This window comes from Flavobacterium sp. MDT1-60 (assembly GCF_014844035.1).
In the GTDB taxonomy this organism is placed as follows: Bacteria; Bacteroidota; Bacteroidia; order Flavobacteriales; family Flavobacteriaceae; genus Flavobacterium.
In genome coordinates this window covers 3285180-3301709 of sequence record NZ_CP062159.1, presented here as the reverse complement: position 1 = coordinate 3301709, position 16530 = coordinate 3285180, and the positions used below count along the sequence as shown (strand labels likewise).

Here is a 16530-nt window from a genome sequence, read left to right as displayed (position 1 = left end):
TAAACTCAATGAAAAAGAAACACCCAATTCTTAAAACAGTAAAACGAATATGGTTTCTAATTGCCATTTCATTTACAATTTGGTTGGTGTATTCTTATCAGGCAAAAGGTGTTTCAGAATCATTTTTGCAAGGCAGTGATATAATCTCCGTAAAAGATAACGATGATTATTTTTTGTTTGAACCAAAGCAAAAATTTGATAAAGTCTTTATTTTTTATCCTGGTGCGATGGTTGATCCGAAAGCTTATGTACCTTTATGTAGAAAGATCTCAGAAAACGGAATTAAGGTTTATTTGATTAAAATGCCTTGGAGACTGGCTTCTAAAGGATATGAAATTCCAAAACAACTTGACTTATTTGCTGATAAAACCAAAACCTATATTTTAGCTGGACATTCTCAAGGCGGAAAAATGGCCGCACAATTCGTCAAAAAAAATCCTAACTTAATTGACAAATTGATTTTAATTGGAACCACACATCCTCGAGACATTTCACTTGCTAACAGTACCATTCCAATTTTAAAAATATACGGTTCAGATGATGGTGTAGCCGATGAAAGAACAATTTTTCAGAATAAATCAAAGCTTCCTGCAACTACAAAATTTGTAAAAATTGATGGTGCTAATCATGCTCAGTTTGGCTATTATGGTTTTCAGTTTGGTGATAATTCGGCCAGAATTTCCCGCGAAAAACAACAATACAAAACTTTAAAAAGTATACTAAGTTTTATAAATCAGAAACCTTTTTAAAATTTTATATTAGAAAATCAAAATTTTAAAAATGGTTTTGTACCTTATTAAGGTCTAATTTAGCGCCAATAAAACACTAAAAATGAAACCATTAATTGTTTTGATTTCAGTTTTTTTACTCTCTAATCTTTTCATAAGATTTACATCTGATCAATATAATGTACTCTTAGCAGCGAGAATTGCAATGTGTGCTATGCTTTGTTTTACTGCTGTTGCTCATTTTGTATTCACTAAAGGAATGTCTATGATGATTCCGCTTCAAATACCTTTTAAAACTGAATTGATCTATATCACCGGAGTAATTGAGATTTTTTTAGGAATTGGTCTTTTGATACCTGGTTTAACAATATATGCTGCGTGGTCAACCATCTTTTTTCTGGTTTTTCTACTTCCTGCTAATATTTATGCAGCTGTAAAACACATAGATTATCAGAAAGGTGATTTTAATGGCAATGGAATAACTTACTTGTGGTTTAGAGTCCCATTACAACTTTTATTTATTGTATGGATCTATTTAAGTACAATTAAAGTATGGTAAATTTATTTAATAATATGAAATCGCATTTCTATTTAAACTGTCATTAAAAATTTCACGAAACATATTCATTATGAAAGATCTAAAAAAATACAGCAATAAAACCAAAGCTGCTTTCATTTTACTGATTGTGATGCTCATTATTCTATTGAGCAATTTCAATACGCTACGAAATTCCAAAAAAGTAAACGAAAACATCAATGCAATTTATAACGATCGTTTGATGGTGTCTCATTATATTTTTCAATATTCAAAAGAACTTCATTTTATAAAAAGCGAAGCTGAAAAACTGGATTTGAGCGATAATATTAAAAAAGATGAAATCATTCACACCTTAAAAATTGTTCATAGCATTGATGATCTATATGCTAAAACAGTTTTGACCAATAAAGAGAAAGAACATTTTGATGCCTTTTTAGCTTCCTGCAAAGAAATCAACAACCAAGTTGAAAATAAAAACTGGAATAAAATTGCTTTTGCTAGCGGAGAAGCTCTTAAAACTTTAGAATCGCTGTCTCAAATTCAGGTGAAAGAAGGCAAAGCAAAATTAGCCAGCGCCAACAAAATGTATAACGACAATAATAGTCTCGGACAATTACAGATTGCTTTACTAATAGTTTTGGGCGGAATAACTTTCTATCTCTTAATTGTAAAGAAAATAAAAAGAAATATCAAGATTCCTGAGCCGCCGAGTTTGAATTAATTTATTTCAGTTTTCGTTCTTCTTCTTTAATTGAAAGGTCATTTATACTGGCAAATCTTTTTTGCATTAGACCATTCGAATCAAATTCCCAATTCTCATTTCCGTAAGCTCTAAACCAGTTTCCGTTAAGATCCTGATATTCATACTCAAATCGAACTGCAATTCTGTTTTCAGTATGTGCCCAATATTCTTTTTTTAATTTATAATTGATTTCTTTTTTCCATTTTTGAGTTAGAAAAAGAATAATTTCTTCTCTTCCATTTACAAACTGATCCCGGTTTCGCCATTCGCTATCAACCGTGTAGGCTTTCGAAACTCGTTCTGGGTCCTGACTGTTCCAGGCATCTTCTGCTAACTGAATTTTTTCTTTTGCTGTTTCTAAAGTGAAAGGTGGCAATGGTAATTTCTGTTCCATTTTTACGAAATTAAAGTATTAATTATTCTTTTGGATTGCTCAATAAACTGGTTTGATTTGAATAACTGACTTTCGATTATACAACTCTCAAACAATAAATAAATATGATCTGATAACAGTTCATCATTGATAATATTCTGAAAATAAACTCTCAAATCGTGTTTATGACTTTGAAGTACACGAAGAATCTTAATATTGTCTGAAGGGATTTCAGAAAGTATATTTAAAAAGCTACAGCCTCTGAAGTTTTCCTCTTTATTCATAAAAATTAAAAAATCAAACGAAGCCAACACTTTTGCTTTCGTTTCTTTTTCTTTAGAAATAAATTGTTCTAATTGATTAAACCAGAAAGAATGACGTTCGTTTAAAAAAGCAACACATAAATCTTCTTTTGATTTAAAGTGCTGGTAAAAACTGGCTTTTGCCACTTTCGCTTCCTCAATAATCTGATTAATTCCAGTAGCATTATAACCTTGTTGATGAAACAATGTAAATGTTTTTTCTAAAATTCGTTCTCTCGGTGACATTCGGATTAAATTTTCTGAATGACAAAGATAGATATTTTTCGCAAATACAGACAAGTCTGTCTGTATTTTTTTAAAAATAAACAAAAACAAAAATTCCAAATTCCAAAACTTTTACAAGCATTGGAATTTGGAATTTTAAATATTGGAATTTTAGAGGTTTAAAGCCTTATCTGCTCCACTCTGTAATACTATCTTTATTCATTTTTACATAATCCTGATTTTTTGCAGTTTCCGCAGCGGCTAGCGAAGCTTTTGCAGTTTCAATAGCACCTTTTTTATCGCCTTGTTTTGCCTGGATTAAAGATTTCAATCTTAAGATAAAATAGGGTTTGTCAGCACTCATATCTAAAGATTTGTCAACATATGTTCTGGCAGTTTCAATGTTTCCATTTGATTGAAACAAATACTGTGATGCAGCAAAATAATCATTTGCAGATGGTCCGGCCAAAACTTTATCAATACTTGCAGTAGCTGTTTTTGCTGTCGGAACTTCAAATTTCAAAGCTATATGAGAGTTTTCCCAAGCCATTTCTAAATAAGCAAAATTTGGATCTAAGCCATTGATACCAATCGTAAAGCTTTCTACAGGCGTTGGTAATGCATTTTCTTTAACTGTAGTTCTTAAAGCTACATAAGCATCACTCCAATTTTCCGGCAATCCCCAGTTGTCTGTAGAAAGATAGAAAATCACTTCCCAGCTTTCGATTTTAGGAATAGTGTAAATTGCATACTTTCCTTTTTTCAATGTTTTACCATCGATAACAACATCATCACTAAAATTAATAATTGTGTTTTCGTTAGCCCCTGTTCTCCATAATTTACCAAACGGAACTAAATTTCCGAATACAGCTCTTCCTCTCGCACCTGGTCTTGAATACGTAACTTCAACATCGGTTAAACCAACAGTTTGTTTGATATAAGCTTTAGGACTCGCTTGTGGTGTTTTTATTTGAGCCTCTGTAGCAAAAGGTGCTATTATAATAGCTAATGCAATAAGTAGTTTTTTCATTGTTAGGTTTTATTTGTTTTGTTCAAATTTACAAATTCAATTAGGGAACAAATGTTAAATTTAACTTAATTCAAGCACCTAGCTGTGATATTTTTTGAGCGTCTAATTCATTAAAATGATTTATAATTAAATTAGCTTCTGACAAATCTTGTAATTTTGAATGATGACTGTTGTAGCCAACACAATAAATCCCTGCTGCTTTTGCTGCTTTTACACCATTTGTACTGTCTTCAATTATAATGCAATTTTCTTTTGGCGCGATTGACAATGATGCAGCATGCACAAAAATCGCAGGATCTGGTTTTGATTGCGGAAAATCTTCGCCACTTACAATATGAGAGAAATACTGATGCAAATTAAATCTTGTAAAAACTCTTTCAATCGTAACTTTTGACGCAGAAGAAGCCAGAATGAGCTGGATACCGTTTGCATATAAATCCTTAATCAAATCTTCAACACCTTGCAATAAATACAGATCTTCCTTGGTATCAAAAGCATCATTAAAAATACTTCTCTTTCTCTGAATCAAATCTTCGACTTCATGTTCAATCACCGGAAAAAAACCTTTTAAAGTCTGAAATGTATTTCGGGTAGAAAACCCGGTAAACGAAGTATACATTTCTTCAGGTACTTCAATATTTAATTCTGAAAATTGTTTGTAATAGGAATAACGGTGTACAGGTTCAGTGTCTACAATTACACCATCCATATCAAAAATTACTGTTTTTATCATTTTTTTTAAGTTGCTAAGGTTCTGAGATGCTAAGATTCTAATGTTTTATTTGTTTCAGGTTTCAGGTTGTATAACTTTGCGTTCATTGCGTAAATCCTTGCGAACTTTCGGTTAAAAACACAACGTATACAAACCTGGGAACAAAGAAAACTTGAAACAAACATCTACTCTTTTTTAAGCAAATGACGAATCACGGTTTCTGCGGCGTGAAGGCCAAATAATCCAGGCATATAACTGTTGGTTCCGTAGAACGATTTTTTAAAGTTTTTTCCGTCAGTTAATTTTAAGCTTTTTTCATCCTGAATTTCTGATGAAAAAACAACTTTTAATTTATTGATTTTTACCGCTTTTAATCTCTTACGAATTGCTTTTGAAAAATAACAATTTATGGTTTTAGAAATATCAGCAACTTTTACTTTAGAAGCCAACATTTTTCCACCTGCACCCATACTGCTTATGATTTTAACTCTTTTGCGTTTCGCTGCAATAATTAAATTAAGTTTTGGCGTAATACTGTCAATACAATCTAAAACATAATCAAATTCAGGAGAAACGATTTCAAAAGCCCTTTCCGGAGATAAAAATTCCTGAACTCGAGTTAGTTTTAATTCCGGATTAATATCCATTAAACGATCTCCTACAATTGTAATTTTTGGTTGCCCAACCGTTGAATGCAACGCTGGTAATTGTCTGTTAACATTGGTAATATCAACAACATCTCCATCAACAATTGTCATATTCCCTACTCCTGCCCTTGCCAAAAACTCAGCTGCAAATGATCCCACTCCTCCTAAACCCACTACCAAAACATTGGAGTTTTTTAAGTTTTCTAATCCTTCTTTTGTAAATAAAAGCTCGGCTCTTTCTGTCCACTCTGCCATAAAATCTTTTGTTTATTTTGTTTTTCTTGTTTCAAATTTCAAGTTGCTTTTCAAATCGACTTTCAGCGTTAGTAAAGATTCTATCAACTACTATCCCTTACTCTTTACTCTTTACTCTTTACTCTTTACTCTTTACTCTTTACTCTTTACTCTTTACTCTTTACTCTTTACTCTTTACTCTTTACTCTTTACTCTTTACTCTTTACTCTTTACTCTTTACTCTTTACTCTTTACTCTTTACTCTTTACTCTTTACTCTTTACTCTTTACTCTTTACTCTTTACTCTTTACTCTTTACTCTTTACTCTTTACTCTTTACTCTTTACTCTTTACTCTTTACTCTTTACTCTTTACTCTTTACTCTTTACTCTTTACTCTTTACTCTTTACTCTTTACTCTTTACTCTTTACTCTTTACTCTTTACTCTTTACTCTTTACTCTTTACTCTTTACTCTTTACTCTTTACTCTTTACTCTTTACTCTTTACTCTTTACTCTTTACTCTTTACTCTTTACTCTTTTACCTTCGAAATATAGCTTCAAAATTACTTGAGATAATCTCCTGTAATTCCTTAATTGTTAAATTTTTATATTCTGATGCTAAATCATAAACTTGTTGAATATTCTCTTCAATAGTATCCGTTTCCAATAGAAACCGATCGTTTGGGATATTCTGAAATACTGTTTTTAATTCTGGATTTCTCAATAAATATTTTCCAAAAGAAATATAAAATCCGGCCTTAATCAGCTGACTAGCAAGTTGACTGTTTTTCGAAAATCCGTGTATAATCATTGGAACTGAAATTTTCATTTTTTTCTTGATTTCAATCACTTCCTGAAAAGCAGCGACGCAATGAATAACTACCGGTTTCTTATATTTTTCGGCTAAAGCCAATTGTTTTTCAAAAACTACAATTTGTTGTTCAAGCGGAATTTCAATTCGTTTATCTAAACCACATTCGCCTAACGCCAGACAATTTTCTGTTTGCAATTTTTCTTCGATAACTTTCAGATCAGCATCAATTCTGTCGTCAACAATATACCACGGATGAATTCCGATTGAATAATACGGAATCGAAGCATCAAATTCATTTGGATACTGATTTACCAATTCCAAAACATTGGATTGATTCGTAAACTGATGCGTATGAAAATTAAAGAATTCCATTAATGAAAAGTTTTAACTCCTGCTTTAATTTCAGTATTCAAATCATTCTCCAAAGGAACTAACGGACAAGAGTATTTGTGATTGTAAGCGCAATACGGATTGTAGGCCTGATTAAAATCAATTGCAATAGTATTCCCTTTTGGAATTTTCAAATCGATATATCTTCCTCCAATATAACTTTCCTTACCACAAGTTAAATCAGAAAAAGGCAAAAATAAATGGTCTTTGTATTCTTCCGTTTTAGAAAGATCAATACTTCTGTATACATTTAACTGCAGTGCTTTACCATCAAGCGAAAAGTATAAAGTACCATATTTTATATATTTTGGCGTCCTTGTTCCTGTAGTTTTCATTTCGAAAACTTTTTCATTTTTTGCCTTTACAAACTTGGCATTGACAAAATATTTAGCATTAACAGGATAAAAATCCAAAGTTTTAAAAACTTTTAAATCTTCTTCCATTAACGGACTCGTCTTAGGATCAGCATATTCTGAATTTATAGTCTTCTGAAATTTCTCTGTTTCTTTTTTATCAAATTTCTTTTGGCTGAAGCCAAAATTAAAAGTTAATAATAAAGTAAGAAATACGATTTTTTTCATCTTGGAAATTTTGAACAAAAATAGTTTAAAAGTAACAAAGCAGCAACCGAGATACGTGACAAAGTTTCCTAACTTTGTTGCAAATAACATACTTTTATAATGCTCAAAACTGCCGCCAACCACTACATCAATAATTTTAGAGGATTTTCAAGAGAAATTTGGATACTTACATTGGTCACTTTTATCAATCGTGCCGGTACAATGGTGCTTCCTTTTTTGTCAAAATACTTAAAAGAAGATCTTCATTTCTCTTATAACCAGGTAGGTTGGATTATGGTTTCATTTGGTTTGGGATCGATGCTAGGATCATGGCTTGGAGGAAAACTTTCTGACAAAATCGGGTTTTACAAAATCATGATTTTTAGTTTATTTACCAGTGGAGTCTCCCTTTTCTTTGTACAATATATAACAACATTCTGGGGATTATGCATCGCCATGTTTGTTTTAATGGTAATTGCGGACATGTTTCGCCCGGCCATGTTTGTATCCTTGGGAGCGTACGCAAAACCCGAAAATAGAACCCGTGCCCTGACTTTAGTTCGTTTAGCCGTAAATTTAGGTTTCGCTGCCGGGCCCGCTTTAGGCGGATTGATTATCATGGGAATTGGTTATTCCGGATTATTCTGGGTTGACGGAGCTTCCTGTATTATATCGATTTCAATTTTTGCCTTATTGGTAAAAGAAAAGAAGAAAGTAGCTCATGACGATAAAGTCGAAAGCGCCTCAGATAAAAAATCAGTTTTTCATGATCGAATCTTTTGGGTTTTCTTATTTGTTAGTTTTGTAACCGCTATGATTTTCTTTCAGCTTTTCACAACGCTTCCTTTATATCATAATGAGAAATTCGGTTTAAGTGAATTTCAAACAGGTTTATTAATGACCTTAAACGGACTTTTAATTTTTGCTTTAGAAATGCCAACTGTTGGATTCATGGAGCGTAAAGGTTTCCCGAAAATTAAAATCATTATTCTGGGTTCCTTTATTATGGCTTCAAGTTTCTTTTTGCTTCTGATAAATGTTTGGGCCGGAATTCTGGTTATTAGTATGATTTGCATTTCGATTGGAGAAATTCTAACCTTTCCTTTTTCAAATGCTTTCGCCTTAAGCCGTGCACCGCGTGGTCAGGAAGGACGTTATATGGCTCTTTATACCATGAGTTTTAGTTTGGCTCATATTATTAGCTCAAAGGTTGGTTTTGAAATCATCACCAGATTAGGATACCAAATCAACTGGTTTTTCATGGCTTCCATTGGGGTTGTGGCTACCCTTTGTTGCTTTTGGATCAAAAAAGCCTTGGTACTCGAAAAAAAACCGTAAACAATTTTAACTCTTAAATTACTCAAATTCAATTTATTACTTTTAAATTTGAATAGATTTTCTGTACCTTTAATTCACACCAAACTTAATTTTTAGTTAAATAACTATTTTTATAGTTGTGTAACTAGAAAAATAGTTGTAGGTTTGAATTAAAATTAGAAAACATGCAAAAGTTAACCAACAAGGAAGAAGAAATCATGCACATTTTATGGAAGCTTAAAAAAGCTTTTGTAAAAGAGGTTCAGGCTGAAATTACCGAAGATCAACCGCATTACAACACACTTTCGACTATTGTTCGTAATCTTGAGGAGAAAGGTTTTGTAGCGCATAATGCTTTTGGAAATACACACCAATATTACCCGATTATTACTTTAGAAGCCTACAGCAAAAAATACATGAAAACAGCTATTGATAACTATTTTAATAGTTCTTATAAAAATATGGTTTCCTTTTTTGCTAAAGAAGAAAAAATTTCTGCGGCAGAATTACGCGAAATCCTGGCTATGATCGAAGATCCAAAAGAAAACAAAAAATAAAACTATCATTTATGGAAGCACTTTTCATTTATATCGCAAAATCAGCCGGATTAGTGGCATTATTTTACTTTTCTTATTATTTTTTGTTACGCAAAGAAACTTTTTTCAATAGTAACAGATGGTTTTTATTAGCCGGTTTAATTACTTCTGCAATATTACCTTTTGTAGTTTATACTAAAGTGATTTGGGTTAATCCTACTCCACTTTCAAATATAAATTATGCATCATTATATTCAACGCAAGTAGAAAGAAATGCTTTTGAAATTGACTGGAATTTAACGCTTATAACTATTTATAGTCTTGGAGTTTTAGCCTTACTAATAAAATTTGCTTTTGATTTCTACAGTTTAAACTTAGTCCTAAAAGGAAAACAAATAAAACAACAGGCTGATTTTAAATTTGTTGACATTAATGAAAATATAGCTCCATTTTCTTATTTTGAATATATCGTTTACAACTCATCAATGTACACGGCTTCTGAATTAGAAAGTATTATTGAACATGAAAAGGTGCACAGCGATCAAAACCACACTATCGATGTTTTGATTTCGAGAGCTTTTTGTATCCTGTTTTGGTTCAATCCTATTATTTGGTTTTACAAAAAAGCGATAACTCAAAATCTTGAATTTATTGCTGACAAAGAAGCAGCTCAAAAAATATCAGACAAAAAAGCCTATCAATATACGCTTTTAAAAATTACAACTCATGAGAGTTGTCTATCAATCACTAATCATTTTTATCAATCATTAATCAAAAAACGAATCGTTATGTTAAACAAAAATCAATCAAAAAAGAGAAATTCATGGAAACATTATGTTGTGATTCCAGCTCTTGCAGTTTTTGCAATTTTATTTCAAGTTGAAGTCATTGCAAAAGAAAAAAGGCAAATTGCAAAAGAAGTTAAAAACGAACATGGTTCTGTTGATGTTTACAAAATCAGCAAAACAACAACTGATCAACAATTAAAAGAAATGGCTGAAAAAATGAAGCTAAATCATAATGTTGACGCAAAGATCTCTGATGTTGAAAGAAATTCAGATAATGAATTAATAGCCATCAGATTTGATCTAAAAAAAGGTTCTGAACAATCGCAGTCGTATCGCGTTAAAGGTAGTAAAGCAATTAAGGATTGTGAAATTGTTATTGAAACGGAGAAAGATGGCTCAAAAAAAATAGGCTTAAAAACGGATGACCAAATTGGTGAAGTAAAAATTATTGACAAAGAGCGTAAAGTTGAAGTAAAAAATATTCAAAATTCTAAAACTAATTGTGATGTTAAAACTAATGATAATACTCATACAAGCATTAGTACAAGCACTAGTACTAATACTAGCGATGCTAATGTAAATACAAATGTAAAAGTTGGCTTTAATCGAAATGTAAATAGTGACAATAAAATAAATAACAGTGTTAGTATCACTACAAATGGTCAGAATGTCAGCAACCATTTGGCGCAATTGGTTATTGTAGACGGAGAGATTGTTACAAATGTTTCAAGTACAAACGATCTTGACAAATTGAATATTAAAACTATAAATGTACTAAAAGGCACACATGCTACAGATAAATATGGCGACGAAGGCAAAAATGGTGTTATTGAAATTGAAACTAACGAATAATTTTTCAATTTTAAATTAAAAAACTAACCAAAACCATGCAAAAATTAACCAACAAAGAAGAAGAAATAATGCATATTTTATGGAAACTTAAAAAAGCTTTTGTAAAAGAAATTCAGGCTGAGATTACTGAAGATCAACCGCATTATAACACGCTTTCGACTATTGTTCGAAATTTGGAAGAAAAAGGATATGTAAGTCATAATGCCTTTGGAAATACGCATCAGTACTACCCAATTGTAAGTATTGAAGATTATCGAAAAGGGTTTATGAGCACCGCTATTGATAATTATTTCAATAGCTCTTATAAAAGTATGGTTTCCTTTTTTGCCAAAGAAGAAAAAATCTCTGCGGCCGAATTACGCGAAATCCTGGCGATGATCGAAAAACCAAACGAAGATAAATAAACATTATGGAAGCACTTTTCACCTTTATTACAAAATCAAGCGGATTACTAATATTGTTTTATTGCGCTTACTTTTTTTTACTTCGCAAAGAAACTTTCTTCAATAGTAACAGATGGTTTTTATTAGCCGGTTTGGTTACATCAGTAGTTTTACCTTTTGTGGTTTATACTAAAATCGTTTGGGTCGACCCTGCTCCAATGCCTGCCGTGAATTATTCTTCGGGTTATATACCTCATAATGTTATTAATACTATACGCGAGGAATCTTTTGAAATCAATTGGAATTATGTAGCACTTGCCATTTACGGAATTGGATTCCTGGCACTTATTATAAAATTTGCTGCTGATTTTTACAGTTTGAATTCTGTTTTAAAAGGTAAACAAGTACAACAAGAAGAAGATTTTAAATTTATAGATATTGAGGAAAATATTGCTCCATTTTCTTATTTTGATTATATCGTTTACAACTCATCAATGTTCACGGCATCAGAATTAGAAAGTATCATTGAGCACGAAAAAGTCCATAGCGATCAAAATCATACTGTTGATGTCATTATTTCGAGAATTTTTTGTGTGCTGTTTTGGTTCAATCCAATTATTTGGCTGTACAAAAAAGCAATTCTGCAAAATCTTGAATTTATTGCTGATAACGAAGCCGCCAAAAAAATATCAGACAAAAAAAGCATATCAATACACGCTTTTAAAAATAACAACACACGAAACTTGTGTTGCCATCACCAATCATTTTTATCAATCATTAATCAAAAAACGAATTGTCATGTTAAACAAAAATCAATCAAAAAAAACAAATTACTGGAAGTATTGTACCATAATTCCAGCACTTGCCGCCTTTATATTTTTATTTCAAATAGAAATCATTGCACAGGAGAGAAAAAAAAATCAGGAGGTTACTCCAAAAATTACTTCAGATGATGTTTACAAAATCGAAAAAACAACAACAGATCAGGAATTAAAAGTAATTGTTGAAAAAATAAAACAAAGCCATGATTTTGATGTTGCTATATCGAATGTAAAGAGAAACACAAATAAGGAATTGACCGCCATTAAAATGAATATTAAAAAAGGGTCTAAAGAAGTTCAAACTATTGAAATCGATGGAGATGAAGCAATAAAAAGTTTTGACCTTGTGGTGTCAACTGAAGGTAATAATATCAAAAAAATTGGTGTTGTTACCGATAGCGATAGCGATACAAACAATTCAATGATGCCTGAGGATCGCGTTGCAGATGTTGAAGATGCAAACAGTCTGGATATTAGCAATATTGTGCCTCCGGCACCACCAGCACCACCTGCCAGAATAGGTAATATTGCACCTCCAGCTGCACCAGCAGCACCTGCTTTCCCTGGAGGATCTATGCAAAATTTACCAACTATAGACATGTCCAAAATGCCTAAAGCTCCGGCACCACCCGCAAACCCGAGAGATAAAGTAGCTATGGCTAAATTTGAAAAAGATATGTCTGAATTTGAGAAAAAAATGGAAGCTTTTGAACCAGAGTTATCTGCTTACGAAAAACAAGTTGATGAAATCATGTCTAAACATGAGGCACTGTACGGCAAGGATATGAAAAAGTATGAAATTGCTATGGAAAAATTCAACGTTGATATGGAAAAATATGCCAAATACATCGAAGAAACAGTTGGAAAAGACATGAAGCAGTATGAAAAAAATATGAAAGAATACGAAAAGGATATGAAAGCCTATGAAAAGGAAATGAAGAAACTGGAGAAAGAAAGTAAAAAATCATAAATTGGTTTAAAACACGTAAAAAAGACTTTGCCTAACTGCAAAGTCTTTTTTATATCTTTGAAAAAACAAACCTACTATGTTTAAAATTTTAGCCAAAATAAATAAAATCCTTTTACCAAGTTTTACCAAACAAGGATTAGACATTTCAAAAGCAAAAAAATGGCAAATGGCTATTATTGGCTATCGTGCTTATGTGACAAAACGTGCTTTGGAATAGTTATTCTTTTTCTGCATATTTTTTTATTTGAATAGAGCAGAAATGGATCCTTCAAAACTTATTTCGTAGTTTTGCAATCCATTTCAATTTCTCATGAAAAATAAAGAATTCAATCTTCCTCCTGTCCCCGCAGTACTATTATCTATTATCAGTGTACAATGTGGTGCAGCTATTGCTAAAACTCTTTTCCCGGCAATTGGAGCGGCAGGAACAGCTTCTATACGAATTGGAATTTCAGCCATAATTTTACTTTTAGCATATAGGCCAAACTTAAAACAAATCACTCCTGATCAATGGAAAATTGTAGTTCCGTATGGTCTGACTTTGGGTGCGATGAATCTAATTTTTTATTTGGCAATTGAAAGAATTCCAATTGGATTGGCCGTAACTTTAGAATTTATTGGACCATTATTAGTAGCTATAATTGGATCAAAAAGATTGATTGATTATTGTTGGGTATTACTTGCCGCTGCTGGAATCGTTTTAATTGCTCCCTGGTCTAATGACAGAATCGATTTACTTGGTGTTATATTTGCTCTTTTGGCAGGCGCACTTTGGGCAGCCTATATTGTTTTGGGTGGAAAAATTTCAAAGATTATGAATAGCGGTCAGGCAGTTTCGACCGGAATGCTCTTTGCTGCTATTTTAATTCTGCCTTTTGGATTTTTCGAAAACGGTCTTGATAATCTTACTCCAAAGTTTTTAGGTATGGGAGTCGCATTAGCTCTTTTGTCTAGCGCTATTCCGTTTACTTTAGAAATGAAAGCTTTAGGTCAGCTGCCTCCACGTACTTTTAGTATTTTAATGAGCTTAGAACCAGCCGCTGCAGCTATTTGTGCATTTGTTTTTTTACAGGAAAGTCTAAGTTTTTATGAAATTCTGGCTGTAGTTTGTGTTGTTATCGCTTCGGCTGGATCAACCTTGACGGCTAAACGATAAATATAAAAAATCCAATAAAAAAAATCCAAATTCCAAAATTATCTAAGCCTAAATTTTGTAGAATATAAAATTTCATACCTAATTTAAAAGTTGGAATTTGGAATTTTTAAATATTGGAATTTGAGTAAATATTACATTTTTGGCAATAAAACAGTATCAACTACGTGAATTACACCATTTGACTGATTAACATCAGCAATTGTAACTTTAGATTTGTTACCACTTTCGTCGCTTATGTATAAAGCTGCACCATCCATCCACGCAGTTAGAGTTCCACCACTTACAGTTTTAAACGTTGCTTTTCCTTTACCCATTTTAATTGCTTTAGCAATATCAGAAGAATTCATTTTTCCTGCAACGACATGATAGGTCAAGATCGTTTGTAGTGTTTTGATGTTTTCTGGTTTCAATAATGTGTCAACAGTTCCTGTTGGTAATTTTGCGAAAGCTTCGTTTGTTGGAGCAAAAACGGTGAATGGTCCTTTGCTTTGTAATGTTTCTACAAGTCCTGCAGCTTTTACAGCGGCAACCAAAGTTGTATGATCTTTTGAGTTCACAGCATTTTCAACAATATTTTTGTTTGGATACATTGCAGCTCCACCCACCATTACTGTTTTTTGTGCAAAAGATGTAAATGCAAATCCAAGTGTTAAGATTGCTACGGCTAAAAATTTTCTAGTTTTCATAAATACTATTTTAAGTTATAAGCTCATTTACGGGATAGTTTCCGATTTGGTTTTACTAAAAATTAAAAAAAGATTTCAAAACATTGAAAAAATCCCAAAAACAACTGTAAAACAACATATTAATTCGTGAATTTATTTTCAAATATTTTCCAAATTCATAATCTTATTGTATTACTTTTATTATTAACTTTAGTAACCAAATTGACTCATTTATGGAAAATCTACCTAAAAAAGTAAGAAGTAAAAAATTAAGCACAAGAGTTGATTTAACTGCTATGGTCAGCGTTTCATTTTTGCTGATTATATTTTTTATGGTCGTTGGTGAATTGGCAAAACCGAAAGTTATGGATTTGAGTTTGCCTGATAATGATTGCGACGATTGCCTACCTGGTTGTGTTGATGCAACAAGGATTTATACCATTTTATTAGATAAAAATGATAAAATAATTACTTATTCTGGTTTATTGGAATATCCTCGCGAAAAACCCAAAAAACTGATTTTTGAAAATAATAGTATTCGAAAAGAAATCTTTAAAAAAAATAAGCAAATATCTGAATATATGACATCAATGGGAAAACCAAAAAATGGTGTAATCATAATCATAAAGCCAAGTCCAAAAAGCAATTTTAAAAATTTGGTTGATATTTTGGATGAAATGAAAATTGCAAAAATTGACACCTATGCAATTGTAGATGAATATACTCCTGAAGAATCAAAATTATTAGCATCCAAATAAAAATATATAAACTATGCAAAATCTCCCTAAAAAAGTAAGAAGTAAAAAGTTAAATACAAGAGTCGATTTAACGGCAATGGTTAGCATTTCGTTTTTGCTGATTATATTTTTTATGGTTGTTGGTGAATTGGCAAAACCGAAAGCAATGGAATATAATTTACCTAATTATGATGATGATGAATGGCGTTTTACAGGTTGTGCCCTTCATGATGAAAATCGTGTTTTAACCCTTTTGCTTGATGATAATAACAAAATAATTACTTATTCAGGATTATTTTTTTTTTCAATTGAAGCACCAAAAGAAGTGTATTACGGAAAAAATGGAATTAGAAAAGAACTGTTAGAAAGAAATAAAAAAGTACTTGAATATTCAGTAGAAAGAGGTAAACCTGGAAGAGGTGTAACGGTAATTATAAACCAAGTAAAAATTCAAATTACGGTAATTTGGTAGATATTCTTGATGAAATGAAAATAACAGGAATAAACTCCTACGCGATTGTTGACTATTATACTCCAGAAGAAACAAAATTATTAGCTACAAAATAATTAAAACTTCTTTTGAAAATGAGTGCCCTAGCCCAGATAGAAGGGAAAATCCTTTTGTGCCGGGGTTTCGGCGCAAAAGATTGGAATGATAGCTGGACACGAGCGATAGCGACTGACGAAGTAAATAGCTCCTTAAAAATTAAAAACATCAATTCTTTAAATTCTAAATTCCACTGCAAACGACGCCTCTTATGGCGCTTCTACGGCAATATAGTACAACATATCCAATGGTTTCAACCATTGGAGCGCAAAGAATATCACAACATGTCTCCCACGGTTGAAAGCGGGGGCTATATTTTAAAAAAGGTTAAAAAAAAACTAACACAAGAACTTGAAAACTGACCCGAGGCTAAAAGCCGAATGGCGAAGCAAACAAAGAAAACCTAAAACAAAATGCATAAAAAAAGTCCCACATTGCTGTGGGACTTTCTATTTAGAGGAA

Annotated in this window: 21 protein-coding genes and 1 pseudogene; 14 read left to right on the top strand and 8 right to left on the bottom strand. The window is 31.9% G+C overall.

The features are described 5' to 3' along the window. The first annotated feature begins 8 nt into the window (after positions 1-8). From IHE43_RS13700 to IHE43_RS13690, 3 genes are all read left to right on the top strand, one after another. The gene (locus IHE43_RS13700; RefSeq protein WP_192184401.1) at positions 9-749 is read left to right on the top strand and encodes an alpha/beta hydrolase; all 741 of its coding nucleotides are present in this window, start codon (positions 9-11) and stop codon (positions 747-749) included. 82 nt (positions 750-831) lie between these two features. Then, on the top strand, positions 832-1287 hold the full coding sequence (locus IHE43_RS13695; protein WP_192184400.1) for a hypothetical protein: 456 nt from the start codon (positions 832-834) through the stop codon (positions 1285-1287). A 70-nt stretch (positions 1288-1357) separates the two neighbouring features. Continuing rightward, positions 1358-1987: an MCP four helix bundle domain-containing protein gene (locus IHE43_RS13690; RefSeq protein WP_192184399.1), complete on the top strand. Its 630-nt coding sequence runs from the start codon at positions 1358-1360 to the stop codon at positions 1985-1987. Between the two features lies 1 nt (position 1988). On the opposite strand, the gene IHE43_RS13685 is transcribed toward IHE43_RS13690, so the two are convergent. Next, entirely contained in the window at positions 1989-2402 is a 414-nt protein-coding gene (locus IHE43_RS13685) for a nuclear transport factor 2 family protein (RefSeq protein WP_192184398.1), read from the bottom strand. Between the two features lie 2 nt (positions 2403-2404). Beyond that, positions 2405-2929 (bottom strand): TetR/AcrR family transcriptional regulator, encoded by a 525-nt coding sequence (locus IHE43_RS13680; protein WP_192184397.1) that lies wholly within the window; start codon positions 2927-2929, stop codon positions 2405-2407. A gap of 18 nt (positions 2930-2947) precedes the next feature. On the opposite strand from IHE43_RS13680, the gene IHE43_RS13675 reads away from it, so the two are divergent. After that, positions 2948-3091, top strand: coding sequence for a hypothetical protein (locus IHE43_RS13675; protein WP_192184396.1), 144 nt, complete (start codon positions 2948-2950; stop codon positions 3089-3091). Between the two features lie 4 nt (positions 3092-3095). Here IHE43_RS13675 and IHE43_RS13670 read toward each other — a convergent pair whose 3' ends face one another. The 5 genes from IHE43_RS13670 to IHE43_RS13650 all read right to left on the bottom strand — a co-directional run bounded on the left by IHE43_RS13670 (position 3096) and on the right by IHE43_RS13650 (position 7317). Then, positions 3096-3938, bottom strand: coding sequence for a DUF2911 domain-containing protein (locus tag IHE43_RS13670; RefSeq protein ID WP_192184395.1), 843 nt, complete (start codon positions 3936-3938; stop codon positions 3096-3098). Positions 3939-4008: 70 nt separating this feature from the next. Beyond that, positions 4009-4671, bottom strand: coding sequence for an HAD family phosphatase (locus tag IHE43_RS13665; RefSeq protein ID WP_192184394.1), 663 nt, complete (start codon positions 4669-4671; stop codon positions 4009-4011). Positions 4672-4835: 164 nt separating this feature from the next. Next, positions 4836-5552, bottom strand: coding sequence for a ThiF family adenylyltransferase (locus tag IHE43_RS13660; RefSeq protein WP_192184393.1), 717 nt, complete (start codon positions 5550-5552; stop codon positions 4836-4838). Between the two features lie 518 nt (positions 5553-6070). Further along, positions 6071-6718, bottom strand: coding sequence for a TatD family hydrolase (locus tag IHE43_RS13655; protein ID WP_192184392.1), 648 nt, complete (start codon positions 6716-6718; stop codon positions 6071-6073). Beyond that, a complete protein-coding gene (locus IHE43_RS13650) occupies positions 6718-7317 on the bottom strand; it encodes a DUF1684 domain-containing protein (protein WP_192184391.1) in 600 nt (199 codons plus the stop codon). Before IHE43_RS13650 ends, IHE43_RS13655 begins: the two co-directional genes overlap by 1 nt. 99 nt (positions 7318-7416) lie before the next feature. Here IHE43_RS13650 and IHE43_RS13645 point away from each other — a divergent pair, with 99 nt between their 5' ends. The 7 genes from IHE43_RS13645 to IHE43_RS13615 all read left to right on the top strand — a co-directional run bounded on the left by IHE43_RS13645 (position 7417) and on the right by IHE43_RS13615 (position 14119). Next, complete coding sequence (locus IHE43_RS13645) at positions 7417-8634, top strand: MFS transporter (protein ID WP_192184390.1); 1218 nt, start codon at positions 7417-7419, stop codon at positions 8632-8634. Positions 8635-8798: 164 nt separating this feature from the next. Continuing rightward, the gene (locus tag IHE43_RS13640) at positions 8799-9170 is read left to right on the top strand and encodes a BlaI/MecI/CopY family transcriptional regulator (RefSeq protein WP_192184389.1); all 372 of its coding nucleotides are present in this window, start codon (positions 8799-8801) and stop codon (positions 9168-9170) included. Positions 9171-9181: 11 nt separating this feature from the next. Further along, entirely contained in the window at positions 9182-10789 is a 1608-nt protein-coding gene (locus IHE43_RS13635) for a M56 family metallopeptidase (RefSeq protein WP_192184388.1), read from the top strand. Between the two features lie 35 nt (positions 10790-10824). Beyond that, positions 10825-11193, top strand: coding sequence for a BlaI/MecI/CopY family transcriptional regulator (locus tag IHE43_RS13630; protein WP_192184387.1), 369 nt, complete (start codon positions 10825-10827; stop codon positions 11191-11193). A 5-nt stretch (positions 11194-11198) separates the two neighbouring features. Then, the gene (locus IHE43_RS24060) at positions 11199-12125 is read left to right on the top strand and encodes a M56 family metallopeptidase (protein ID WP_370526662.1); all 927 of its coding nucleotides are present in this window, start codon (positions 11199-11201) and stop codon (positions 12123-12125) included. A 914-nt stretch (positions 12126-13039) separates the two neighbouring features. After that, positions 13040-13180 (top strand): hypothetical protein, encoded by a 141-nt coding sequence (locus IHE43_RS13620; protein WP_056191105.1) that lies wholly within the window; start codon positions 13040-13042, stop codon positions 13178-13180. A gap of 93 nt (positions 13181-13273) precedes the next feature. Beyond that, positions 13274-14119, top strand: coding sequence for a DMT family transporter (locus tag IHE43_RS13615; RefSeq protein ID WP_192184386.1), 846 nt, complete (start codon positions 13274-13276; stop codon positions 14117-14119). A gap of 131 nt (positions 14120-14250) precedes the next feature. Here the strand turns inward: IHE43_RS13615 and IHE43_RS13610 are convergent, their stop codons facing one another. Beyond that, positions 14251-14805 carry a fasciclin domain-containing protein gene (locus tag IHE43_RS13610; protein ID WP_192184385.1) on the bottom strand — a complete coding sequence of 185 codons (555 nt, stop codon included), beginning with the start codon at positions 14803-14805 and terminating at the stop codon, positions 14251-14253. A gap of 212 nt (positions 14806-15017) precedes the next feature. Between IHE43_RS13610 and IHE43_RS13605 the strand changes: the two genes are divergently transcribed. The 3 genes and pseudogenes from IHE43_RS13605 to IHE43_RS13595 all read left to right on the top strand — a co-directional run bounded on the left by IHE43_RS13605 (position 15018) and on the right by IHE43_RS13595 (position 16430). After that, the gene (locus IHE43_RS13605; protein ID WP_192184384.1) at positions 15018-15542 is read left to right on the top strand and encodes a biopolymer transporter ExbD; all 525 of its coding nucleotides are present in this window, start codon (positions 15018-15020) and stop codon (positions 15540-15542) included. 13 nt (positions 15543-15555) lie between these two features. After that, positions 15556-16088 (top strand): annotated as a pseudogene (locus IHE43_RS13600) (ExbD/TolR family protein). 18 nt (positions 16089-16106) lie between these two features. Beyond that, positions 16107-16430: a hypothetical protein gene (locus tag IHE43_RS13595; protein WP_192184383.1), complete on the top strand. Its 324-nt coding sequence runs from the start codon at positions 16107-16109 to the stop codon at positions 16428-16430. The last annotated feature ends 100 nt before the right edge of the window (positions 16431-16530 follow it).

Coding starts and splice junctions, on each gene's coding strand:
- IHE43_RS13615 (WP_192184386.1), top strand. CDS start 13,274: ATGAAAAATAAAGAATTCAATCTTCCTCCTGTCCCCGCAGTACTATTA.
- IHE43_RS13690 (WP_192184399.1), top strand. CDS start 1,358: ATGAAAGATCTAAAAAAATACAGCAATAAAACCAAAGCTGCTTTCATT.
- IHE43_RS13700 (WP_192184401.1), top strand. CDS start 9: ATGAAAAAGAAACACCCAATTCTTAAAACAGTAAAACGAATATGGTTT.
- IHE43_RS13645 (WP_192184390.1), top strand. CDS start 7,417: ATGCTCAAAACTGCCGCCAACCACTACATCAATAATTTTAGAGGATTT.
- IHE43_RS13685 (WP_192184398.1), bottom strand. CDS start 2,402: ATGGAACAGAAATTACCATTGCCACCTTTCACTTTAGAAACAGCAAAA.
- IHE43_RS13640 (WP_192184389.1), top strand. CDS start 8,799: ATGCAAAAGTTAACCAACAAGGAAGAAGAAATCATGCACATTTTATGG.
- IHE43_RS13650 (WP_192184391.1), bottom strand. CDS start 7,317: ATGAAAAAAATCGTATTTCTTACTTTATTATTAACTTTTAATTTTGGC.
- IHE43_RS13605 (WP_192184384.1), top strand. CDS start 15,018: ATGGAAAATCTACCTAAAAAAGTAAGAAGTAAAAAATTAAGCACAAGA.
- IHE43_RS13630 (WP_192184387.1), top strand. CDS start 10,825: ATGCAAAAATTAACCAACAAAGAAGAAGAAATAATGCATATTTTATGG.
- IHE43_RS13610 (WP_192184385.1), bottom strand. CDS start 14,805: ATGAAAACTAGAAAATTTTTAGCCGTAGCAATCTTAACACTTGGATTT.
- IHE43_RS13595 (WP_192184383.1), top strand. CDS start 16,107: ATGAGTGCCCTAGCCCAGATAGAAGGGAAAATCCTTTTGTGCCGGGGT.
- IHE43_RS13635 (WP_192184388.1), top strand. CDS start 9,182: ATGGAAGCACTTTTCATTTATATCGCAAAATCAGCCGGATTAGTGGCA.
- IHE43_RS13620 (WP_056191105.1), top strand. CDS start 13,040: ATGTTTAAAATTTTAGCCAAAATAAATAAAATCCTTTTACCAAGTTTT.
- IHE43_RS13655 (WP_192184392.1), bottom strand. CDS start 6,718: ATGGAATTCTTTAATTTTCATACGCATCAGTTTACGAATCAATCCAAT.
- IHE43_RS13695 (WP_192184400.1), top strand. CDS start 832: ATGAAACCATTAATTGTTTTGATTTCAGTTTTTTTACTCTCTAATCTT.
- IHE43_RS13675 (WP_192184396.1), top strand. CDS start 2,948: ATGACAAAGATAGATATTTTTCGCAAATACAGACAAGTCTGTCTGTAT.
- IHE43_RS13680 (WP_192184397.1), bottom strand. CDS start 2,929: ATGTCACCGAGAGAACGAATTTTAGAAAAAACATTTACATTGTTTCAT.
- IHE43_RS13665 (WP_192184394.1), bottom strand. CDS start 4,671: ATGATAAAAACAGTAATTTTTGATATGGATGGTGTAATTGTAGACACT.
- IHE43_RS13670 (WP_192184395.1), bottom strand. CDS start 3,938: ATGAAAAAACTACTTATTGCATTAGCTATTATAATAGCACCTTTTGCT.
- IHE43_RS13660 (WP_192184393.1), bottom strand. CDS start 5,552: ATGGCAGAGTGGACAGAAAGAGCCGAGCTTTTATTTACAAAAGAAGGA.
- IHE43_RS24060 (WP_370526662.1), top strand. CDS start 11,199: ATGGAAGCACTTTTCACCTTTATTACAAAATCAAGCGGATTACTAATA.